General features: G+C 41.4%; 21 protein-coding genes and 1 pseudogene. 17 read left to right on the plus strand and 5 right to left on the minus strand.

All coding sequences use genetic code 11. The annotated features are described in order from the left end of the window. The 10 genes and pseudogenes from LC048_RS09300 to LC048_RS09345 all read left to right on the plus strand — a co-directional run bounded on the left by LC048_RS09300 (nucleotide 1) and on the right by LC048_RS09345 (nucleotide 11,929). Nucleotides 1-933 (plus strand): ABC transporter permease, encoded by a 933-nt coding sequence (locus LC048_RS09300; RefSeq protein ID WP_226600813.1) that lies wholly within the window; start codon nucleotides 1-3, stop codon nucleotides 931-933. Then, nucleotides 933-1,886: an ABC transporter permease gene (locus LC048_RS09305; protein ID WP_226600814.1), complete on the plus strand. Its 954-nt coding sequence runs from the start codon at nucleotides 933-935 to the stop codon at nucleotides 1,884-1,886. Before LC048_RS09300 ends, LC048_RS09305 begins: the two co-directional genes overlap by 1 nt. Before the next feature lie 5 nt (nucleotides 1,887-1,891). Further along, the gene (locus LC048_RS09310; protein ID WP_306050056.1) at nucleotides 1,892-2,875 is read left to right on the plus strand and encodes an ABC transporter ATP-binding protein; all 984 of its coding nucleotides are present in this window, start codon (nucleotides 1,892-1,894) and stop codon (nucleotides 2,873-2,875) included. 77 nt (nucleotides 2,876-2,952) lie between these two features. Further along, nucleotides 2,953-4,578, plus strand: a pseudogene (locus LC048_RS09315) (peptide ABC transporter substrate-binding protein). A 354-nt stretch (nucleotides 4,579-4,932) separates the two neighbouring features. After that, complete coding sequence (locus LC048_RS09320) at nucleotides 4,933-5,853, plus strand: S66 peptidase family protein (protein WP_226600816.1); 921 nt, start codon at nucleotides 4,933-4,935, stop codon at nucleotides 5,851-5,853. A 20-nt stretch (nucleotides 5,854-5,873) separates the two neighbouring features. Then, entirely contained in the window at nucleotides 5,874-6,980 is a 1,107-nt protein-coding gene (locus LC048_RS09325) for a mandelate racemase/muconate lactonizing enzyme family protein (protein WP_226600817.1), read from the plus strand. Beyond that, nucleotides 6,967-7,896, plus strand: coding sequence for a C40 family peptidase (locus LC048_RS09330; RefSeq protein WP_226600818.1), 930 nt, complete (start codon nucleotides 6,967-6,969; stop codon nucleotides 7,894-7,896). Before LC048_RS09325 ends, LC048_RS09330 begins: the two co-directional genes overlap by 14 nt. A gap of 2 nt (nucleotides 7,897-7,898) precedes the next feature. Beyond that, nucleotides 7,899-8,909 carry an ABC transporter ATP-binding protein gene (locus LC048_RS09335; RefSeq protein ID WP_226600819.1) on the plus strand — a complete coding sequence of 337 codons (1,011 nt, stop codon included), beginning with the start codon at nucleotides 7,899-7,901 and terminating at the stop codon, nucleotides 8,907-8,909. A 14-nt stretch (nucleotides 8,910-8,923) separates the two neighbouring features. Then, nucleotides 8,924-9,727, plus strand: coding sequence for a serine hydrolase (locus LC048_RS09340; protein WP_226600820.1), 804 nt, complete (start codon nucleotides 8,924-8,926; stop codon nucleotides 9,725-9,727). A 168-nt stretch (nucleotides 9,728-9,895) separates the two neighbouring features. After that, entirely contained in the window at nucleotides 9,896-11,929 is a 2,034-nt protein-coding gene (locus tag LC048_RS09345) for a sensor domain-containing diguanylate cyclase (RefSeq protein WP_226600821.1), read from the plus strand. Nucleotides 11,930-11,999: 70 nt separating this feature from the next. On the opposite strand, the gene LC048_RS09350 is transcribed toward LC048_RS09345, so the two are convergent. Then, nucleotides 12,000-13,226, minus strand: a complete 1,227-nt coding sequence (locus LC048_RS09350; protein ID WP_226600822.1) for an MFS transporter — start codon at nucleotides 13,224-13,226, stop codon at nucleotides 12,000-12,002. A gap of 305 nt (nucleotides 13,227-13,531) precedes the next feature. Here LC048_RS09350 and LC048_RS09355 point away from each other — a divergent pair, with 305 nt between their 5' ends. Next, entirely contained in the window at nucleotides 13,532-14,248 is a 717-nt protein-coding gene (locus LC048_RS09355) for a 3-ketoacyl-ACP reductase (RefSeq protein ID WP_226600823.1), read from the plus strand. Between the two features lie 244 nt (nucleotides 14,249-14,492). Here the strand turns inward: LC048_RS09355 and LC048_RS09360 are convergent, their stop codons facing one another. Further along, complete coding sequence (locus tag LC048_RS09360; protein ID WP_306050058.1) at nucleotides 14,493-14,852, minus strand: hypothetical protein; 360 nt, start codon at nucleotides 14,850-14,852, stop codon at nucleotides 14,493-14,495. Nucleotides 14,853-15,142: 290 nt separating this feature from the next. On the opposite strand from LC048_RS09360, the gene LC048_RS09365 reads away from it, so the two are divergent. From LC048_RS09365 to LC048_RS09375, 3 genes are all read left to right on the plus strand, one after another. Further along, complete coding sequence (locus LC048_RS09365; RefSeq protein ID WP_306050060.1) at nucleotides 15,143-18,439, plus strand: hypothetical protein; 3,297 nt, start codon at nucleotides 15,143-15,145, stop codon at nucleotides 18,437-18,439. Between the two features lie 55 nt (nucleotides 18,440-18,494). Continuing rightward, nucleotides 18,495-18,626, plus strand: a complete 132-nt coding sequence (locus tag LC048_RS09370) for a hypothetical protein (protein WP_306050062.1) — start codon at nucleotides 18,495-18,497, stop codon at nucleotides 18,624-18,626. 140 nt (nucleotides 18,627-18,766) lie between these two features. After that, on the plus strand, nucleotides 18,767-19,315 hold the full coding sequence (locus LC048_RS09375) for an HD domain-containing protein (RefSeq protein ID WP_306050064.1): 549 nt from the start codon (nucleotides 18,767-18,769) through the stop codon (nucleotides 19,313-19,315). Nucleotides 19,316-19,376: 61 nt separating this feature from the next. On the opposite strand, the gene LC048_RS09380 is transcribed toward LC048_RS09375, so the two are convergent. Further along, entirely contained in the window at nucleotides 19,377-19,880 is a 504-nt protein-coding gene (locus tag LC048_RS09380; protein WP_226600827.1) for a YhcN/YlaJ family sporulation lipoprotein, read from the minus strand. Nucleotides 19,881-20,010: 130 nt separating this feature from the next. After that, entirely contained in the window at nucleotides 20,011-21,096 is a 1,086-nt protein-coding gene (locus LC048_RS09385) for an AI-2E family transporter (RefSeq protein WP_226600828.1), read from the minus strand. A 213-nt stretch (nucleotides 21,097-21,309) separates the two neighbouring features. Here LC048_RS09385 and LC048_RS09390 point away from each other — a divergent pair, with 213 nt between their 5' ends. The 3 genes from LC048_RS09390 to LC048_RS09400 all read left to right on the plus strand — a co-directional run bounded on the left by LC048_RS09390 (nucleotide 21,310) and on the right by LC048_RS09400 (nucleotide 22,440). After that, nucleotides 21,310-21,456 (plus strand): hypothetical protein, encoded by a 147-nt coding sequence (locus tag LC048_RS09390; RefSeq protein ID WP_226600829.1) that lies wholly within the window; start codon nucleotides 21,310-21,312, stop codon nucleotides 21,454-21,456. A gap of 215 nt (nucleotides 21,457-21,671) precedes the next feature. Then, on the plus strand, nucleotides 21,672-22,094 hold the full coding sequence (locus LC048_RS09395) for a hypothetical protein (protein ID WP_226600830.1): 423 nt from the start codon (nucleotides 21,672-21,674) through the stop codon (nucleotides 22,092-22,094). 64 nt (nucleotides 22,095-22,158) lie between these two features. Then, complete coding sequence (locus LC048_RS09400; protein WP_226600831.1) at nucleotides 22,159-22,440, plus strand: hypothetical protein; 282 nt, start codon at nucleotides 22,159-22,161, stop codon at nucleotides 22,438-22,440. On the opposite strand, the gene LC048_RS09405 is transcribed toward LC048_RS09400, so the two are convergent. Then, nucleotides 22,404-23,156 (minus strand): PhnE/PtxC family ABC transporter permease, encoded by a 753-nt coding sequence (locus LC048_RS09405; protein WP_306050068.1) that lies wholly within the window; start codon nucleotides 23,154-23,156, stop codon nucleotides 22,404-22,406. The genes LC048_RS09400 and LC048_RS09405 overlap by 37 nt on opposite strands. Nucleotides 23,157-23,213 lie beyond the last annotated feature (57 nt).

Here is a 23,213-nt window from a genome sequence, read left to right on the forward strand (position 1 = left end):
ATGCTCCATTACATACTCAAACGACTTGGCTCAATGGCGGTCACGTTGCTGGTCATCATCACGCTGACCTTTTTCTTGATGCACTCAATTCCTGGCTCTCCTTTTAACGAGGAGCGGGCGACGAGCGAAGCAGTACAAAAGAATCTTGAAAGTTTCTATCATTTGGATGAGCCTTTATACGTTCAGTACTTTATATACTTAAAATCGATTGCGACTTTTGATTTTGGCCCTTCAATTAAAAAGTCATCACAGACTGTAAACGAAATGCTTGGGAGGGGATTCCCTGTTTCATTCGAACTGGGAATGATCACACTGATCGTCGCTATTTTTTCTGGCATCCTTCTGGGAATCATTGCGGCACTTCGCCATAATGGCTTGATTGATTATCTTGCGATGACAGTAGCCGTAGTTGGTATTTCGGTTCCAAACTTTGTCATGGCAACCCTGCTGATCCAGCAGTTCGCTGTTACCTGGGAGATCCTTCCGGTTGCTACCTGGACAAGTCCGAAGCATATGATTCTGCCTACTCTGGCACTTGCTACCGGACCTATGGCGATCATCGCCCGTTTGACGAGATCCAGCATGCTTGAAGTCTTGACGCAAGACTACATAAGGACAGCAAAGGCAAAAGGGCTGTCACCTGTAAAAATTGTGTTCAAACATGCTTTAAAGAATGCATTGCTTCCAGTAGTCACGATTCTTGGCTCATTGGCAGCTAGTATACTTACAGGAACTTTCGTAATCGAAAAGATCTTTGCGATTCCAGGCATGGGCAAGTACTTTGTCGAAAGCATCAACCAGCGTGACTACCCTGTCATAATGGGAACAACGATTTTTTACAGTACAGTATTGATCATGATGCTTTTCCTTGTAGACCTTGCTTACGGCATTCTTGACCCAAGGATCAAACTTCATAAAAAGGAGGGGAAATGATGGCTCTGCGTAAACATCAGGAACCGCCAGCGGTCACGTCCATTCCTGACGACTGGTTTGTTCCTATTGAAAAAAGTGACTCGGAAGCAGAAGCTGTTGTCAGGCCCAGCCTGTCGTATTGGCAAGATGCATGGCGACGCCTCCTAAAAAACAAACTTGCAATGTTAGGATTATTTTTCTTATCTGTACTGACCTTCATGGCAGTGTTCGGTCCTATCATTTCGCCTCACACAGTAGACCATCAGGATTTGGTCAACCAAAATCTGCCGCCATCAAGCGAGCATTGGTTTGGAACCGACGAGCTTGGTCGCGATGTTTTCACGCGTACGTGGTATGGCGCGCGAATATCATTATTTGTCGGTATCGCTGCAGCATTGATCGATTTTCTAATTGGGGTCATTTATGGCGGGATTGCAGGCTATAAAGGAGGAAGAACAGACCACTTCATGATGAGAATTATAGAAATTCTTTATGGGCTTCCATATTTGCTTGTCGTCATTTTAATCAGTGTAGTGATGGGGCCAAGCCTTGCCACCATCATTTTCGCACTGACGATTACCGGATGGATTGGGATGGCGCGGATTGTACGCGGTCAAGTACTGCAAATAAAGAATTATGAATACGTTTTGGCATCTAAAACTTTCGGAACGAAAACCGCAAGAATCATCCGGAAAAATTTGCTGCCAAATACGATGGGCCCAATCATTGTGCAAATAACACTCTCCGTTCCGTCAGCTATCTTTGCAGAAGCATTTCTTAGCTTCCTTGGTTTGGGAATCCAGGCACCGCTTGCGAGCTGGGGGTCGATGGCAAGCGATGCTTTGCCGGTTATTTTATCGGGTGACTGGTGGAGGCTGTTTTTCCCGGCATTCTTTATTTCAATGACAATGTTTTCGTTTAACGTTTTAGGTGATGGGCTTCAGGATGCACTAGACCCGAAGCTAAGGAGGTAGGCAACATGGGAAAAGTACTTGAAGTAAAAGACCTTCATGTTTCATTCAAGACATACGGCGGAGAGGTTAAAGCTGTCCGTGGAGTCACTTTTGATTTACATAAAGGGGAAACGCTGGCGATTGTAGGGGAGTCAGGCTGCGGGAAAAGTGTCACTTCCCAAAGTATCATGAGACTGATTCCTGAACCGCCCGGCAAGTTTGACGGCGGATCCATCATTTTTAAAGGAAAAGATTTGACGAAACTGAAGGACTCTGAGATGCGGAAAATTCGCGGCTCTGATATTTCGATGATTTTCCAGGATCCAATGACTGCGTTGAATCCTACCTTGACGATTGGTGATCAGCTGACTGAGGGGATTCTCCAGCATATGAAGCTGTCAAGGGATCAGGCAAAGGAAGTAGCGGTACAAATGCTTGATCTGGTAGGTATCCCAAGCCCTCAAGTCCGCCTGAAACAATACCCTCATCAATTTAGCGGAGGTATGAGGCAAAGGATTGTCATAGCGATGGCGCTCGTCTGCCAGCCGGAGGTGTTGATTGCCGACGAACCGACAACAGCACTGGATGTAACAATTCAGGAGGCCCAGATTTTAGAGTTATTTCGTGATATCCAGAAAAAAACAGGTGTCTCCATTATCCTGATCACCCATGACCTGGGTGTTGTTGCACAAGTTGCAGATCGAATCGCAGTTATGTATGCCGGAAAAATTGTTGAAACAGGAACAAGGAGAGAGATTTTTTACAATCCTCAGCATCCTTATACGAAAGGGTTGTTGAACTCTGTGCCCCGGTTAGATGTAGACGGAGCTGAGTTGATACCAATTGGAGGTACGCCTCCTGATTTATTCTCACCGCCAGTTGGTTGCCCTTTTACAGCCCGCTGCCCATATGGAATGCAGGTTTGCGATAAAGTCTATCCTGCAGAAACAAAGCTTTCCAACAGCCACTTGGTGGACTGCTGGTTGCAGGATGAGCGGGCAAAAAAATGAATCGCAAGCAACTAGCGTTCAATCAGGCTTTTGCCTTTTTGATAAATTGTGTTAAACCAACAAAAGGGGGAAACAGTGTGAAAAAGTTATTAACCATGCTCATGGCAGCAATGCTCGTGTTCACGATGTCTGCATGTACTGCAAATGACAATGCAGGTAAAGAAAAAGAAGGAAACGACAGTGGGGAAAAAGGAGAGGAAAAGGTTCTTTATCTAAATAACGGCTAGGAACCAACATCTTTTGACCCGCCAATCGGTTTCGATTCTGCATCTTGGAACGCTTTGAACAATCTGATGGAGGGTCTTACTCGTCTAGGTAAAGACCACCAGCCAGAAGAGGCGACTGCAGAAAATTGGGAAGTATCTGAAGATGGCAAAACGTACACATTCCACATTCGTGAAGATGCGAAATGGTCCAATGGGGACGATGTTACCGCAAAGGATTTTGAATTCGCCTGGAAGCGACTGTTGGATCCTTCCACTGGCTCTGCTGCAGCTTTCCTTGGCTATTTCATTGAAGGCGGAGAGGAATTTAACAGTGGAGAAGGTTCTGCTGACAATGTAAAAGCAAAAGCAATTGACGACAAGACATTCGAAGTTACTTTGACAAGTCCACAGGCATATTTCTTAAGTGTCATTGCAAATCCGGCATTTTTCCCAATCAATGAAAAAGTAGCGACAGAAAATCCTGAATGGTTCTCTGAAGCTGACTCATTCGTGGGCAACGGACCATTTAACCTTGCTAGCTGGGAGCATGACACAAAATTCGTCATGAAAAAAAATGACCAGTATTGGGACGCAGAAAACGTAGAGCTTGACCGTGTTGAATGGGCAATCGTCGACGACACTAACACTGAGTATCAAATGTATCAAGCAGGGGATTTAGATGTTTCGGATGTACCTGCTGAATTAAGTGATAAGTTGTTTGAAGAAGGTAAGGTACAGGTTGAAGATCAGGCAGGAGACTATTTCTACCGCTTCAATGTCACTAAAGAGCCGTTCCAGAACGTCAATATTCGTAAAGCCTTTGCTCTTGCTGTAGACCAGCAAAAGATCGTTGACTTTGTTACAAAGAATAAAGAAAAAGCTGCTTATGGATTTGTATCTCCTGGATTCCAGGATCCATCAGGCAAGGATTTCCGTGAAGTCAATGGAGATTTCAATAAAACGGATTTAGAAGAAGCAAAAGCGCTGTTAAAAAAGGGAATGGAAGAAGAAGGTTACACTGAGCTTCCAGAAGTAACCCTGACGTACAGCACAAGTGATGTCCATAAGAAAATTGCTGAAGCATTGCAGCAAATGTTCAAAGAAAACCTTGGCGTAGAAGTCAAGCTTGCGAATATGGAATGGAACGTATTCGCAGAAGAACAGAAAGCACTGAAGCACCAGCTTTCCCGCAGTTCATTCCTTGCTGACTATGCTGATCCAATCAACTTCCTGGAAAACTTCCAGACTGGACACTCCATGAACCGTACTGGCTGGGGAAATCCGAAGTATGATGAACTGATTCAACAAGCGAAGAATGAATCTGACGAAGCAAAGCGTTTTGAATTAATGTATCAGGCAGAGAAGATTTTGTTTGAAGAAGCACCGATCTTCACTGTTCATTTCTACAACCAAGTTTATCTTCAAAATGAAGCTGTAACTGATGTTGTCCGCCATCCAGTAGGATACCTTGAATTAAAGTGGGCAGATAAGAAGTAGTAATTCTAAGAAAGAGGTGTTCATCTTGGAACACCTCTTTTTTACTAGTACATACCATTTAATAATATTCTTAATACATATGAACCACCTTCTTTTTGCGGCAAAGCAGAGCTATTGCATTTACAGAAAGAGCCTCAGGAAACTGATTTCAGGTAAAGCAAGATAAGTGCATTTACCCAAAATGGTCCGCGAACTGAATCTGGGTCAAAGCAAGCCAGATGCATTTACCCAAAATGGTCTGAGAACTGAATTTAGGGCAAAGTAGAAAAGCTGACTATTCCGAAGTTAAAAAAATAGGCGATAAAATTATTATGTAAACTAAATAGAACGCTATTAAAGAGGGAGTTGATTGACATGCCAATTAAGCCAGAACGACTGAAAAAAGGCGATACGGTGGCGGTCATAGCGCCAGCGAGTCCGCCTAATAAAGAAAATCTGAAACGCGGCTTGAAATTCATCGAGGATTTAGGGCTCAATTATAAATTAGGAAAATCACTTTATTCTGAATATGGCTATCTAGCCGGCAATGATGAGGATAGATTAGCCGACCTTCATGATATGTTCCGTGATGACGAAGTAAAAGGAATAATCTGTGCTGGCGGCGGTTATGGCACAGCGCGAATTGCATCAGCGATAGACTATGATGTTATGAAAAATAATCCTAAAATCTTTTGGGGCTACAGCGACATTACATTCTTGCATACTGCAATCAGGCAGCAGGCACGACTGGTAACTTTCCATGGTCCAATGCTTGCTTCGGATATTGGAAAAGAAGAAGCTCATCAAATTTCCAAGGATACATTCCAGCAATTGTTTACACCAGCTGTGCTGAATTATTCCAATGATCTTTCGCAGATTGAAGAACTGGTCCCGGGATCAGCAGAAGGATCATTAGTTGGCGGTAACCTCTCGCTACTTTCCAGCTCTATGGGCACACCATTTGAAATTGAAACAGAAGGTAAGATTCTACTTATTGAAGACATTAATGAAGAGCCACGGGCTGTAGACAGGATGCTGAATCAGCTGTATATGGCTGGCAAGCTGCAGGAATCAGCCGGAATCATTGTCGGTGACTTTAATAACTGCGTACCTGAAAGAGAACTGTCTTTAACTCTGGAAGAAGTGATAGACCATTACATTAAACTTGCCGGTAAACCAGCCCTCAAAGGATTTAAAATGGGGCATTGCTCCCCTCACATTGGTGTGCCGCTCGGGGTGGCTGCATCCATGAAAACAAAAGAAAAAACGTTATTTGTTGAAAGCGGGATCAAATAGAACCAAAGGAGATAAGAGTTATGATTATTGAAAAAATCGAGACATTCCGTAATGCTGTCCCTTTGAAAAAGCCATTTAAAACCGCACTCCGTACAGTTACTGTAGCTGAAGCTATTTTTGTTAAGATAACCTGTGATAATGGAATTACCGGCTGGGGAGAGGCACCCCCTACATTGGTCATAACAGGGGACAGTCTCGTAAGTATCGAAGGTGCAATCAATGACGTCATCAAGCCGTTTTTATTAAAAAAGAATCTATTGAACTTTGAAGCTATTTTCCAGGGATTAAAAACCATCCTTGTTAACAATACCAGCGCAAAAGCAGCCGTTGATATGGCATTGTACGACTGTATCTCGCAGAATTGCAGCCTTCCGCTCTATCAATTCCTTGGAGGCTATAGAAACGAGATTGAAACAGATTTTACTGTAAGTGTGAACAGCCCTGAAGAAATGGGTGAGGATGCTGTTGGTTATGTCAGCAATGGGTTCAATGTACTTAAGGTTAAGGTAGGAATCGGTGAGATCGAAACTGATATTGCCAGGATCCGGGAAGTCCGCAAGAGGATTGGCAATGATATTAAAATTCGGCTCGATGCGAACCAGGGTTGGAAACCGAAGGATGCAGTCAGTGCAATCCAAAAAATGGAGGACCTTGGACTTGATATCGAGCTGGTTGAACAGCCAGTTAAAGCAGAAGATCTGGATGGTTTAAAGCAGGTAACCGATTCAGTCGATACTTTAATAATGGCTGATGAAAGTGTATTTTCACCGAAACAGGCATTTGAGGTGATCAGAAGAAGAAGTGCAGACCTTATTAATATTAAATTAATGAAGTCTGGCGGAATTTATCAAGCTCAAATGATTAACCAAATGGCTGAAACCGCTGGGATAGAATGCATGGTTGGAAGTATGATTGAAACACGGCTGGGGATTACCGCTGCTGCCCACTTTGCAGCAAGCAAGAAAAACATCACGCGCTTTGATTTCGACGCGCCATTAATGTTGGCAAATGAAGCGATTTCAGGCGGAATAAAGTATAATGGTAGAAAAATCACACTTCCGGACCAACCAGGTCTTGGAATAGAAAAAGTCCTTTCAGAAGGAGGAATTTCCATTGGAAAGCAATAATATTTGGCTCGTCAATGTCCCAGTGGCAACTTTGTGGACTTCACATGATTCATCGAGGGAAATCGACAGGGACGGAATTTCCGGTAACCTGAATATAGATAAATGGCTTGAAAAGCTTACTTACGAGCCACGACTCCAATTGTGCGATGATAATCTGGTTCAATCACAGGTTTTATTTGGTCAGGAAGTCTTGATCATTGATGAAATGAATGAATGGGCACATGTTATTGTCCCAGACCAGCCATCCGGAAAAGATCATCGTGGATATCCAGGGTGGATCCCAAAAGATCAGCTGATTCAACAATCAGATTGGTATATCAAGGAGGGCCCTGCAGTAGTCATTACCGCTAAGAAAGCCCTTCTATATTCCGAAAAGAATGAAAAGCTGATGGAATTGAGCTATCAGACCTTATTGCCGATCGTAGAGGATATAGTCGATCGAATCCGCGTTAAAACACCAACGGGTATTGGCATCTTAAGAGCTGAGGATGTAACAGTTATTCCATCGGATAAGGAAATTCCTAAGAAGAATGGGGCCGCAATCGTCGCTGCTGGTGAACAATTCCTTGGATTGCCATATCTTTGGGGCGGAATGAGCAGCTACGGCTATGACTGCTCGGGCTTCAGTTATAATATGTGCCTTGCGAACGGCTATATCATTCCGAGGGACGCCCATGAACAGGCTGCTGCGGGTAAAGAAGTACCAGTGTCCGACATCCTGCCAGGCGACTTGCTCTTCTTCGCTTATGAGGAAGGAAAAGGCAGTATCCATCATGTTGGTATCTATTATGGTGACGGCAAGCTTCTCCATTCACCGAATACTGGCAAGAATATCGAGATCATCTCTTTAGAAGGAACAATCTACGAAAAAGAACTCTGTGCAGCGAGACGCTACTGGATTGATACGGAGGAATAAATATGGAAAATGAAGTTTTATTAAGTGTAAGAGATTTAAAGAAGCATTTCACTATGGGTAAAAATGAAATCCTTAAAGCAGTAGATGGCATTTCATTCGATATTTATAAAGGCGAGACCTTTGGCCTTGTTGGGGAATCTGGATGCGGAAAATCCACAGCCGGCAGAACCATGATTGGACTTTATGACCGGACAGATGGAGAAGTTGTTTTTAACGGCAAAGACGTGCATTCGCTTTCAGAAAAAGAAAAATTTCAGTTCCATAAGCAGATGCAGATGATTTTCCAGGATCCATATGCCTCCTTAAACCCGCGTTCTACGGTAAAGGAAATCATATCTGAACCAATGGAAGTCCATGGATTGTTTCCAAACAAAAAAGAACGCCTGGAGAAAATTTATCAGCTTCTGGAAGATGTAGGGTTGAATCGTGACCATGCGAACCGTTATCCACACGAGTTCAGTGGCGGGCAGCGTCAAAGAATAGGAATTGCAAGGGCGCTTGCTCTTGATCCAGATTTTATCATAGCGGATGAACCAATTTCTGCACTTGATGTATCAGTCCAGGCACAGGTCGTCAACCTGCTGAAACGGCTCCAAAAAGAAAAGGGATTGACTTATCTGTTCATTGCTCATGACCTTTCCATGGTTAAGCAAATCAGCAAAAGGATTGGTGTCATGTACCTCGGCCATATTGTCGAGCTCACGGCGAGTAGCCAGCTTTACAATAACCCGCTGCATCCATATACTCAGGCACTGCTGTCTGCCATCCCGATCCCGGATCCAGATGTAGAGGATAAGCGTGAGCGAATCATCCTTCAGGGAGAACTGCCAAGCCCGATGGATCCACCGAGCGGCTGTGTCTTCAGGACGAGATGCCAGCACGCAATGGACATCTGTGCCCAAAAGAAACCTGTCTGGCAGGAGATCGACAAAGACCATTATGTTGCCTGTCATTTATATGGTGAACATTTAGAAGGAAATGATAAAAATAAAATGCTTGTCAATATCAGATAAGGAACAGAATAGCCATGAAATTAGAAGAATTAAAAGCTAGACTATCGAAGGAACTCGCTGGGTGTAAGGGCCGGGCGAGTTTATTTTTGGAAATTGAAGGTGAAATTATTGAATTTAACAGCCATCTGGTTTACCAGTCTGCCAGTCTGATCAAACTTCCGATCTTATTAGAGGGTTTGAGACAAATTGAAACAGGTAAGCTGCAAAAAGACAGACCCGTAACCATTCGAGAGATTGACAAAACTGGAGACACGGGTGTTCTTCAGGCTATGAAAGTACCCCACCTGCCATTAGAGGATTTGTTGGCCCTTATGATCATTGTGTCAGATAATTCGGCTACGAATCTATTAATTGATTTGATAGGGATAAATTCAATTAATTCAACTATAGCTATGATCGGAATGAACAACTCAAAACTGGAGCGTAAAATGCTGGATTTCGATGCCATTCGTTTAGGAAAGGATAATTTTACATCCGCATCGGATATCGCATTATGCCTGAAAGAAGCTGTTGCTGGAAGATCTTTAAATGAATACTCGAGACACATGTTCTACTCGTTTCTTCTGCAACAACAATTCAAAGAAAAACTGCCATTTTATATGGATAATGCTCTTCTGAAAATCGGAAATAAGACAGGAGAACTTCCCGGTGTCGAACACGATTGCGGTATTATAACATACGGTAAGAAGCATGCTTTAATTGTTGTCTTGATTGATGGACTTTCAGAACCCGAATCAGGAAATTCGACAATCAGACAGATCGGTAAGCATTTAAACCGCTTTATTTCAGGCATTTCGACAGAAGTTGACCCAGTGTGATAGCTTTTGTTAACACTTAGATATCGATTGCTATCAATCTGATATATTAAATTGAAGGTTATAAATCTATAAACTAAATGATAATTATTCTAATTCTTTTGTTGAATATCCATTTCAACAGAAGTAGAATGATTATGGTATCAATTTGCTTATGCAAGGAGAAGTAAAATGACGTTAAAGCAAAGATGGAGTCCGACAATAGTCAATGATGAATCAGCTGCCAACAATTTGTCACCCTATTTTGTTTGCATACATAAAAACTCAATCATCCTATCTGTTGATGAAGGCGGCACTCAGCTGCTTGGATACGAACATCCAAGTGAATTAATAGGAAAATCAATTTTTTTCTTTTTATCAAGCTCTAACCAAGAAACAATCACATCCAGAATCGCTGCGATTGAAAAAGGAACGGTACCGCAAGCTAGTATAATGGGCTTAATCATTAATGGAATTCCTATGGATTTACAGGTTAGTTCTGAAAACACGTTAGTTAATGGAGAATCGGCAATCAAAACCTCTCTTCGCTTCATAACACCCACGACATTTCATACCGATTATCCTGAAGAGAGCGGAACGCTTATTCTTAGTGCCAATAAAGGAATTGTCATCACTACTCCAGATGGCATGATCCAGACTGTAAGTAATTCTTTTACTCGATTGACAGGCTATTTTAAGGAAAATGTCATTGGCAGAAATCCTCGAATATGGAAATCGCATAGCTACACTCCGATTTTTTACAAGAGAATGTGGGACTCTCTTTTGACCAGGGGATGCTGGGAAGGAGAGTTATGGAACAAACGTAAAGATGGCAGTCATTATTTAATGAAGGTGAATATCTTTTCAATTTTGAACAAAAAATGCGAGCTGGTGAATTACCTTGCTGTCTATACTGACCTTACTGAAGTGGAAATGCTGTCCCAACAGCTCAAAGAAAGTGAGGAACAGTTTAGGACTCTTGTTGAACTTTCTCCAAATGCAATCATTCTCTCGCAATTTGATAAGATTGCTTATGCCAATCCACACACTGAGGCTTTATTTGGTGCAAAATTAAACGAGGTAATAGGTAAACCTGTGAGGACTTTTTTCAGTGAGCATCCGAATATAGCTTTTAAAAGTGATTTTAGTCAAAAGTCTGTAATTAGTTTTGAAGAACAGCTTAAAAAAGGAGATACAATAATCGATATTGAAGTATCTTCATCTTTGATTGCGTATCAGGGAGAAAATGCTGTTTTAACTGTTATTAAGGAAATTACAAAGCGTAAAAGCATGGAAAGAGCTTTACGTGAAAGTGAAGAGCAATATCGCTTTATCGCCGAAAACTCATCGGATATGATTGGAAGGCTTTCGAGTGATGGAATGATTCTTTATATATCTCCTTCGAGCAAAATAATTCTGGGGTATCGAAACGATGAATTGATTGGTACAAATCTTTACAGTAAAATACACCCTGAAGATCGGCAGATTTTGCTTGAGCAATATGGGAATCCTAAGGAATTGAGTGGGATAGTAACATATAGCTACAGGATGCTGCACAAAAACGGTGACTATATATGGGCTGAAACGACCGTCAGTCCTGTGAAAGATAAATCAGGCAAGGCTTCTGGAATGATGTTCGCCACGAGAGATGTAACGGCAAGAAGGACGATTGAAAATCAGTTAAGAGAAAGTAATTCACTTCTGAGGAAGCTTTCGTCACTTGATGGACTGACCGAAATCTATAACCGCAGGGCGTTCGATGAGTTCCTTAAGACTGAATGGGAATTCGCTTGCAAGCACAAATCACCAATCTCCTTGCTCCTTCTGGATATCGACGACTTTAAAAAATATAATGATACTTATGGGCATATCCAGGGGGATGAATGCTTGAAAACAGTTGCCCGTGAGCTTGAAGGTTTTTTCCATGAAAAAGGGTATTTTGCTGCAAGATATGGGGGCGAAGAATTCGCTGTTGTCCTGCCCAATGCCGATGCACAAAAAGCAACACAATTAGCTGCGGATTTTCAGTCAATGATCCAGGCAATGAATATTGAACACCAAAACTCCAATGTGAGTGAAAACGTAACAATCAGTATTGGTCTATCATGTGTCAAGCCTAGGAATCCAATGGAACTGATGCTGATACTGGAATTCGCAGACCGCGCATTATACAAAGCTAAGCTAAACGGCCGTAACAGGATTGAAGTTTGTGAGAACAATGAATGAGAAGAAAGAATATAAATCTTGTAATCAAAAAGCTCCATCGTCATCTAAACGATGGAGCTTTTTGATTTTATTACATCGCTTTTTCTATTAATTTCCTTTTTTCTTGAGCAACACTATATTTCAGGGACCATAGTAAGAAAAAGGTTCCGGCTGCTAAATACATGACTCCGCCAAACATACCCACGAATCTTGGGTCGAACCATTCGAGGGCAATACCGGTTAAGAACATAGAAACTCCAATGAAAGTGTTTGACAACATACTTGTAATGCCAAAGTACATTCCGTGCCATTTGGAAGGTATTGTATCCATGGCTACTGTGTCAAGAAGTGTATTGCCAACTCCGCTGAAAACTGCTGTCATGCAAAAAAGAACAGCTGCCAGCCAGAAGGCTTTGGTTTGACTTACGGTGGCTAAGAACAATCCTTCTCCTATGATACATAGGAAAGAAAATAATAGAAATCTCTTTTTGACCATCCGGGTAAATAATGGGCTGATTATTAATCCCAGACCAAGAACACTATAAAAGATGCCGACTCCAAGGTCTGCTTTTCCAAACGTTTTGACGGCATACACGCTTATTAATATATTCTCAATCCCATTAACCAGCGGGATAATAAGCTCGAACAGCATCAACATTAACAGGAATGATGAAGCAGCAATTACAGGCAGTAGTTCACTGTACTTTTCATGATTTGGTTTATTGATTGGTTCATTTACTATCTCTCCCTCGAGGGAAGGTAAGGTCGAAATAATCCAGCCAGCAACAAGGAATGATACGATATTAAGCAGAAAGGCTGCTTTCGCTCCTAGAAGGTATGAGACAACCCCACCGCTTAATGCTCCAATAACTAACACGAATCCCATCAATACCTGTTCCCATCCATTGATTTCTTTTAACGATTTAGACGAAACAATGGCCGGGATGCTAGTTTTTCTGATCGGTGAGTAGATGGCTTCTCCTGAGGCCAGCAGGAAGGATGCGGCATAAACAATCCACATATCCGCGGGATTATTGACGGCTAGAAAACTCAAAGCTATAACCGCTCTGGCAAGATCCGTAACAATCATAATTGTTTTTCTACCCGCTTTTCTTGCAAGACTGCTGCTTAGTGGGCTGAAGAATAAAAAAGGAATCATCCTAAGAGCCATTGTAATCCCGACTGACAATCCAGATCCAGTCATTTGAAGAATTAAAGCCAGCAGTGCGACCTGGCTGAAACGGTCACCGATTCCATTGATGATTCCAGCGAAGAACAGTTTACGGTAGGATTTCTCGTGATTGAATGTGTTGAACATAGTACCCTCCAAAAAAAGAGTAAATTAGACTATAATCTAATTAGATTATAGTCTAATTTTATGGAAAAAGGAATAGGTTATTTGCAGGCAGGGCAAGTGGACCATGCTGTCACTTGGTTTCTTTCCTAATTTTTTGCTTGAAAATGTATTCTTACAAAGCGAAATGCTATATAATGACTTTCGTATTTCTGAAATATTGAAATTATTTTTTCCATCTTGTAAAAGAGTCGAAAGATTTGTTTTGAGTGATAAGGTTTTCTATAATTAACCCTTGACTACATTACATAATTGAAAGGAGCCATCATATGGAATCATTAAAAGGGAAAACAGCGCTGATAACCGGTGCTGGCAGAGGCATCGGCCGGGCTGCTGCTATAGCTCTGGCGAAAGAAGGAGTCAATATTGGCATGATTGGGCTAACACTAGCCAATCTGGAGAAGGTGACATTGGAAATAGAGGAATATGGGGTAAATGTTTCAGGTGCTGTCGCGGATGTATCTGATCTTGAATCTGTACAGCATGCTGTTGAGCATATAACAGAGGAGCTCGGGTCCGTAGATATCCTCATTAACAACGCCGGAATCGCGAAATTTGGCGGCTTTCTTGATTTGGAGCCACAGGAGTGGGAAAAAATCATCCAAGTCAACTTGATGGGAACATACTATGTGACCCATGCTGTATTGCCGGGAATGATTGAGCGGAAGACAGGTGACATAATTAATGTGGCGTCAACTGCTGGACAAAAGGGAGCTCCGATAACAAGTGCGTACAGCGCATCAAAATTCGGAGTGCTCGGGTTGACGGAATCGCTAATGCTCGAAGTCCGCAAGCATAACATCCGTGTCAGCGCACTTACTCCAAGCACTGTTGCTACGGATCTGGCCATCGATACTAACTTAACAGATGGCAATCCTGAAAAAGTTATGCAGCCAGAAGATTTGGCTGAGTTAATGGTAGCTCAATTGAAATTAAACCGCCGAGTTTTCATTAAGACAGCAGGCATGTGGTCGACAAATCCATAACCATTAAGAGGATAGAACCTAAAAAAGGTTTTATCCTTTTTTTGATTGCCCTGAACCAAAAATAAGGAGTGTCCTCCTGAGAAATACAGTATGCATTGCTAATAGTACCAGGTACTAATTGAGTAAGGGGTGAACGCCAAAACATGCTGATTTCGCCTGTGAATAGATTATAATTATATTGAAAAATGATAATGATATTTTAGTATAACTTTAGAAATTGAACAAAAAAACGGTCTAAGCCGTTTTAAAATGCATACTGGTAGATCCCGTAATAAAGGGGCATGACAAATATCAATCCACTCAGTTTAGCTGCAAGCGGCATGGATTCTTCCTCTTCTTCGAGTCCAAAATCTCCTGCAAACCGCTCCGCAAAGAATATTGTGAAAATTACATCCCAAAGAAGGCTGAAAACGAAAACGATTTTCCATACTATGGGGGTTAGCATTTGTGTATCAGTCACATATCCGAATAAACCAAACCAAGTGATGATTGAAATGACAAAATCCAGCCTGGTTACATTGTTTTTATATTTACCCTTAATCAAAAACCAAATTGCTGTCGTGCCCATAAATCCTAAATACATTAACCAAAAAAAATAAGCCATCTTATTTAACCTCGTAATCTTTTAATTAGTTTTTCGACAGATTGATTTGAGCGACCTGAATCTGAAACTTATAAATTAAAACAAAATGAAGAAAGGAAGTCACATAATCAAAGACGATCAACCTGCAAACACACTTACACTATTATATAGGTGCAAGGACAATGTTGAAATAGAAAAATGTCGAAAATTCATTTTGATTTTCCTTAGTTTGAATGTTGAATTATTTTAAAAATGGTGTAAAATTACACTAAACGATTAAAAGTGGATTAATAAGGAATTGAGGGATAAAAATGGAACACACTCCTAAAGAGGAAAGACGCAGGATTTTCCGTAATGAACTCTATCATTTAAAAGAATTAGGTTATGTTTCACAAGAGGATTACAAAAGTGTATCAGAAGCCCATAATGATTATTTCCTTGATTTGCTGGCAAAGGACCGGAAAGAGAAAGAGCATGCACCTAGCAGCAAGAAGAGTGCTTCTGTAGCATTTGAACAAGAGAGCAAAAAAGATCAGTCTACAGCAAACGTTTCGGTGAAGGAGAATCACATACAACAGGCTAAACCACGCCAAATAAAGGTTAAACCAACGAAATCAGCAGAAGAGATCCGTGAGCGAAATATTTCCTGGTCTTTGAATATTGGGGTAATCATGCTATTGATTGGCGGTTTGTTCGTAGCAACAAGCAATTGGGAAAGTATGACACCGTGGATGAAGGCTGGGTCAATCGCGCTTGTTTCGGCTTTATTTTACGGAATTGCCTATATTAGCTACAAAATCATAAAAATCGATAAGACAGCCTTTGCTTTTGTAGTTCTTGGCAGCCTTTTTCTGCCGATTTTCGCCTTATCATTAGGCTGGTTTGAATTGCTAGGCTCTTATTTATCGTTTTATGGTGAAGGTCGTTTCCTCTTAGGAACAATTAGCAGTTTTATGTTGATACCGATTTATGCGTTTCTGGCTAAAAATCTATCTTCCAGATTATTTGTGTGGATTACTTACATTACAACGACCATTGCTGCAGCATACTTGCTTAGAGCATTAGGATTACAAACAGACGGTTTTTACCTTGGCTTAATTATTTTCAATACACTTCTGATTGCAGCCTATCATCAGCTTAAGCAGAAAGCCATGATGCCTTTGTTCACCAAGGAGCTTGCACTCTATTCACAGGCGAACTTGGTGCTATCTACTTTATTAATGCTTTTCTTATATGAAAATCATGTTTTCAATGGCTTTAATTTGATAGTGACAGCTGTTGTCTATCTTTCGATGGTCTTTGTTAATGGCCAGAAAGAATATCATTTTGTCTTCAGTGCCATGTTCATCTATGGCGCTTATCAAATTCTTGAAAATTGGCGCTTCACAGAGGTAAGCGTAATTGGATATGCACTTCTTGGTTTCGTGTTCTTGTTCGTACCGAGGTTTATTGATGATAAATACGCCTTGAAGAGAGCTTTTCAAATTACTAGTGGGCTTGTATCAGGTCTTGCCTTTGTATTCATCACAGCTGAAGGGATGATGATTCATACAGAAAATCCATCCTTTATTCTTTTGGCGGCTTACCTGATCATTTCAGTTAATTTTATCTATCTGGCGAATACAAATGAACACATCATTTTCAAATATTTAAGTCCAATATTTCTTGCAGCGTCTATGTTTGAAGCCGTTTTGCAGATTGGAAAATGGACTGGTTTCGAAAACCTTGTATTGCCAACGTATTTCATTGGTTTCATTCTCTTCATTCTTGCAGGCTGGATGGTCAAGATGAAGGATCTTCAAGTCATTAAGACAAGCTCTCGTGATGTCGGAATGGTGATTATGCTATTCATGATTTTTGTTTCTTTTTCCATGTTTGACTGGTGGGAGCTGGCACTGATGTTCTCGCTGACCAGCTTTGCTTTTTATGTCATGATGAAAATAGAAAGCAGGCCGATGTTGCCATTATTTGCTCAATGGGCAGCACCCATCTCACTCGGCTTATCAGCGGCTGCAATAGGTGAGGAAGTACGGATGCACTCAAGCTTTTATAACGATGTGTTCGGAATGCCGGGAAACTTAGCGCTTGCGGGAGTACTTTTGCTGGCTGTCAGTGTTGGCCTACGCAAAACAAAGGAAACCATGCTGGCGCGAAATGCTTTTTTCGGTGGCAATGGGTTCTATGCAGTAAGCCTGTTTTACACATTCGTATTCCCTATATCTAATATTTACGGAGAATCGCTAATTTGGTTTGGCGGGATCTGGATGTCTCTTTTGCTGTTCAAGGTAACGAAAGAGTCAATGATTGCATTTATATCCGGTGTGGTCAGTCTTGTCTGGTACCTGATATCCATAGACTCAATTAATGAAGAGATAATGGATTTTAGTGCATCGATGGAGTCTGTACTCATCCCTGGAGGCGGCTGGTTATTGCTGGGGGCAGCTGCTCTACTTTTTAAAAAGCAGAGAGATCTCGCAGTGGGTTATTCATGGGTAGCCCATGTTTATCTCGCCCCATTATTGGCAGTGGATTTTATCATCTACGGGGAAGAAGCATTCTTAAGCTATTTGATTGCAACAGTTGTCTACGCTGCAAGTATTTTCTTTGTAAAAAAAGAATGGAAAGTGAAATCTCTATTATATGCGGGGTTCACGACGCTATTCTTAGCAATTAGGATTGGTATAAGTTATATTACAGAATCAGATTCCGGCCATTATGCCTTTCTGATGACAAGTATTATATTGACTGTATTCTGGATATTGTCATCCTCAAATTTCAAAAAAAGAACTTTATATTACCTTATTCCTATTTCGGTGGCAGGAGTAGCAAGCTTCCTGGCAGCATATCCCTACAGCTGGCTGCTATTTGGAATCACTATTGGCTACGCAGCGGCTATATTAGTTTTTCTCCACAGAGTGAAGTGGGACTTAATTGCATTGATCCCATTAGTGATGATGTTCTACGGAACAATCCAAATCATACTCCTTACACAGCTTCATGTGTATTGGGATATGGCTTTTCTTTCAGGATCTGGAATTGTCCTTGTTTTTTCAGGGAGAAGAATTTATAGGAATCTCTGGGAAAAAGGAGGCATTCTTGGACTGAAGAGCCTGGATGCTTATTCATTAGTTGGATTCTTGTTCATTAATTCAGTGGCCTTCATGAATAGTCAAACCTTCTGGGCGCTCATTGTCCATGGACTCCTACTATCCGCAGGATTATGGCTGCAAAAGAACAGAGTTCACGGCAGAGGAGTGAGTGTCATTCTTTTTATCGCCGGTGCTTATCTGCTGGTTCCTTATTACGCAACCCTGGACCAGCTTGCTATACCTGCATTATTGGAAAGGGAGGTATACGTGTTACCGTTCGTGGCTCTTGCTATATTTATTCGGTCAATTTTCAAAGAGAGAAGCAATCAAATCACCAGCTATATCCAATGGGCTGTATTGATTATGGTTTCGATCTTCCTCATTCAGGATGGCCTGGATAGCAATACGGTCTACGATGCGCTAATCCTTGGATCACTGTCGCTTATTTCAATGCTGGCCGGTATGTGGCTGAGAGTTAAAGCATATTTCTTTGTCGGCGCGGGGGGTGCTTCTTCTTAATGTGTTCCTGCAAACTCGTCCATTCTGGGGAAATCTCCCCTGGTGGGGTTACCTCTTGATCGGGGGTTCAATCCTGATCGGTGTTGCCAGCTTTAATGAGTGGAATAAACAAAAAGGAGCTGGTGAGAAAACTCTTCTAGTAAAGTTAAAAGAGAGCTTAGTCACGAAGATGAAAAATTGGAATTAATAGAAGCTGGCAAGGGGGGAATAAAGTCCTTTGCCAGCTTTATTTTTATAGAAAACAGTAAGCAAACTAGTGCATTTCTGAATGATTTCTGTTAACATTCATAAAAATGAGGGTATCACATCAGCTAAGGAGGTTAAGAAATGAGGGATGTAACTCTATTGGCTATATTTGAACATCATATCGCACAGAAATACTTGAAGCGTTCTGGCATGGCCCATGCTATTGCTGTTGCTTACCACGCATTCCATTTGACCATGAAGCATAAGGTGGATGTAGATATGGCAGCGAAAGCAGGTTTCCTGCATGATATAGGGCATTTTACCTGGTACAAAAATGGCAAGTGGGACTATGAGCTATACCGAAAAAATGATATCCATCCAATTAAGGGAGCGGAGAGGGCCCATAAACTCTTGATCCGATTGGGTGAAAACCCCGTGCAGGCGAAAGCCACTTCACTAGCAATCCTTTTCCATACAGACTCCTTTTTGCCTTCAAACGATATTGTCCGTACGCCACTTCAGCAGGTAGTGAAATGGGCAGATGAAAAAGACGAAGAAGAAGGCGGAAACCACCATTACAGAAAAATTGAGCATGAGCGCGCAAAAAGAAGCATTATCAGGCTTGATAAGATGATTGAAGAAGTGCTTAAGAACGATGAGGGCAGCGGAGGAACGCAATTGCCATCTTAGATAGAATAAGGGCATCGGGTTTTCCCGATGCCCTTATTCTATCTTCCGAGCTGGCTGGATCTTAGCGTGCGTCAGGGAAAATTCCTTCTATTGTAGCATTAAAGTCTTCGGTAAGCCCCACGATGGGTCTCCCGCTCTCAAGTTGCTCCCTATAGTCTGTCATACTCACCACAAAGTCTGCATTGGATGATATATAAACATCAGCAATTGACTCATCGGTGTGTTTGATCTGTTGAGCAATTTTGCTTTTTAAATCACCTGGTACACGTTCTGTATCACCATTTTCAAGTACCACGGCAACATACGCTTTTCGAAGCACGGTAATGACGGTTGCGCTTTGAACCTCATTCAGCATTGTTACCTGATCCTCCGCGTTGTTATCCACATGCATCCTGAATGTTTGATTATAGGAATTGGTGGTGTACTCCTGGTTGATTTTCTGGATTTGAGTTCCTTCATTATGTACCTGATAATTTTCTGTGCCCTTATCCGTATATGTATTGCACCCAGTGAACAAAAGGACGGACATAATCAGGATAAGCATCTGTAAGCTAATTCGTTTCATTGGCAAATCCTCCTAATTTTTAAATCTGGAATATAATGTCCAATTAAACGAATTTTTATTCAATTTTATTCTTTTCATATGGAGAGTGGCATTCTTGAAAAGAAAAAAGGCCAGCTTGCATGCTGGCCTGTTACGAATCAGGGGTAAAGAGGTTCCTCTTTTCCCTAAGTTTATAAAATTTCCACACATCTTTTATGACGATTTTCACCACAGAGTAAAGTGGGATTGCGATCAGTATTCCAACAAATCCGTATAAGGAACCTGCTGCGATTAAAAGAAGAATGACAGTAATCGGGTGGATGCTGAGCTTTTTCCCCATTACCTGAGGAGTGACAAGATTCCCTTCAAGCTGCTGCACGACTCCCAGGACAATCAATACCTTCAACATCATCATTGGACTGCTTGTGAGGGCTACGAATAATGCTGGAATAACACCTAAAATTGGACCCAGGAATGGAACGACTGTTAAAAACATCGTGAAAATCGCAAGAATAAGGGCGTATTCAAGTCCGATGATCTTGTACCCTATATACATCAGCGTCCCGTCGACAAGCGCGATTATAAATTGTCCAGTTACATAGGTGAAAAGAGTTTTATCGATATCTTGTAAGATTTTATTTCCTTCCTGTACATGTTCTTCAGGAATTAGTTTTAAAATATACGGCCTTAATTTTTCATCATCTTTTAAAAAGAAGAAAGCAAGAAACGGTACAACCACAAGAACAGTCGCGATACTTGTAATCACCGAAAATACAGTCATGAGATTTTCTCCCAAACTCTGTAGGATATTGCTCATATACTTTAGAGCCCTTTGCTTGATTTCATCTGCATTAATAAATCCTAGCTGATTGTCATTGATGACTCTTTTCGACTCTTCTGTTATTTCATCTACACTTTGAGGAAAGTTTTCCTGTATTTCGCTTACCTGTGCTCCTAATTGAGAACCAGCAAAATATATAAATCCCGTAAATAATCCTGCTATCAGAACGAAGACAATTACAATGCTCACGATTTTTGTCACATATCGACCAAACCATTGAACAGGTTTCCTTAATATATAATAAACAAGACCTGAGATTAAGACAGGAAAGAAGATGGCGATAATAAAGTTTTTCAGCGGCCAAACAAAGTAGTCTATCTTACCGAAGAGAAAAATGATAAGAAGCAGGAGAATGATTCCGGTTGCGTATTTGAAAAAAGGTCGTTGAATCCACATGTCTGTTACCCCCTGAAAGTTTATGTCTCTCCCTATTAATTACCTTAAAGAATTGGGCACTAAACAAACTGGTTGTCATATAGCGGACACTCCCTTCATATAAATATAAAAATTGGTAGTTTGATAAAATTGTTAACGGGTAAATATTCTGGTCAACAGAAATAGAATTGCAGCATTAGCCACTGGTCATCTTCTGTGTAAAGGGGTCTCTGTATGATTGCAGTCGAAGAACATCTGTTATTTATCAAAGAACTTGGCCGTTTATTCGATGAGTACACTCAATGCGAGGATAAGGAACTGAAAATTGAGATTTATAAAGACATTCAGCTATTAGGCGAAGCTATCAAAATTAGTAACTAGGTTTAAATAGAACCCGGCAAGCCTACCATAATTGGCTTGCCGTTTTATTTTTTGATTTTTCGTTGTTGGTCATTCCAAGAGGTTCTCCTAATCGGGATTGTTTGTGAATGATAAAGGGCTCTTAACAAAAAAAGACCCAATTTACGATTTATTTAGGAAAGCCATCCACTGTTCTTTCATATACATGAAACAAGCATATGAAAGGGGAGGGTTATATGAGAATTGACCTTTCAAGGGAACAATATTTGACACTCGTAAAATTATTGCAACTTGGAAACTGGCCTTTAGGACTGACTGAGGCAAATCAGGACCTATTGAGTAAAGCAGAAGATCTTGAACAATATATTTTCTCTCTATCAAGGGACTTTGAGGCTGCAGACGGAATTTACTATGACGAGGAAGAGGAATATTACTATCTTTCCGAAGGTCTCAAGGATACGGTGGAGGCGATTATTGATGAGTACGAGGAAGATGTCTTTTGGGATCAGCTAACCCATAAGCTCGCAACGATTGATTTGAAACGAGAAGTCAGCATCAATGATTCAATTGAACAAAAGATTAATCGGCTTTTCCAGCTGAAAGCACGTTATGAAAAATATTTTCTGGAAAACGGCCTGGACAAAATTGATATTTTATAAGAAAAGCGCAAGCGCCTTGGTTAGCCCCGACAAGCGCTGGAGGGCCGATCAGTGAAGTCGTTCTTTGACTTCACCTGAGCGAACCGAAGCTGAAATGTATAGCCGACTGTCCAGAAACGGAGAAACTGGAGACTCCGACAAAGAAGCGCTTTTTGCTTCTGCCGGCGGAGTTGAAGTTTCGGAGTTTCTAGGAGGCGAAACGGGACAAGCGACTCGAGGGGCTAGGCGCTGGAGCTGGACATTTCTCGAATTGAAATTTATACTTTCTTTTCTCTTAAGAAAAAATCCGGCCATACAATCTGGCCGGATTTATTTTATGAAGATTCTCGCTTTTTCTGAAATGTAGTCGGCTGCGAAAACCAGTAGAAGATAGAAAAATAGCAAGAGTGCAATATCTGTGTAATGGAAAAAACTCATGCTAAGCTTGAATTGCTGTCCCAACCCTCCTGCGCCCACAAAACCAACGACGATCGTGGTTCGCATGATGACCTCCCAACGGTAAAGTATATACGTCAGGAAACGGGGAAGAGCGGCTGGCAGTACACCATATAAAAAGATCTGAAAACGTCCTGCTCCGGATGAAGAAAGATTCCGAACTGGCCTCGAGTCCAAATCTTCGATGACCTCTGCAAAAAGCTTGCCAAGAATCCCGAAATTATGGAGGGCAAGTGCGATTGCTCCCGGCAATATGCCAGGTTTAAAGATGAAGATGATGATCATTGCCCAAACAAGCTCCGGGACTGCCCGAGAAAAGATATAACCTCCGCGGACAACACCAAATGAGAGCCATCCATGCCATTTTTTAACCAAAGTGAGGGACCCGTCTGCAACATTCCTAGCTGCGGGCACAACCGTCAGGAGTGCGGCAATTGTAGCAAAGCCAGTTGCCATCACACTCATGACCAATGTTTCAATCGTAAGGTCCAGCGCGTTCTTCCAGTTTTCAATATTTAGATAGGCCGGACTTTCTTCATTAATACCCAAAAGACCTTTGAAGAACTTGCTAGCGTAAAAAAAGATTTTTTTCTGAAAACAGTGAAGACAGACTTGCTTTTTCGACAATGAATATGGATCCCCAAGATACAGCTATAATAAGCAATAGAGCATAAACAGAAACTG

This window comes from Mesobacillus subterraneus (assembly GCF_020524355.2).
GTDB classification, from domain to species: Bacteria; Bacillota; Bacilli; order Bacillales; family Cytobacillaceae; genus Mesobacillus; species Mesobacillus subterraneus_C.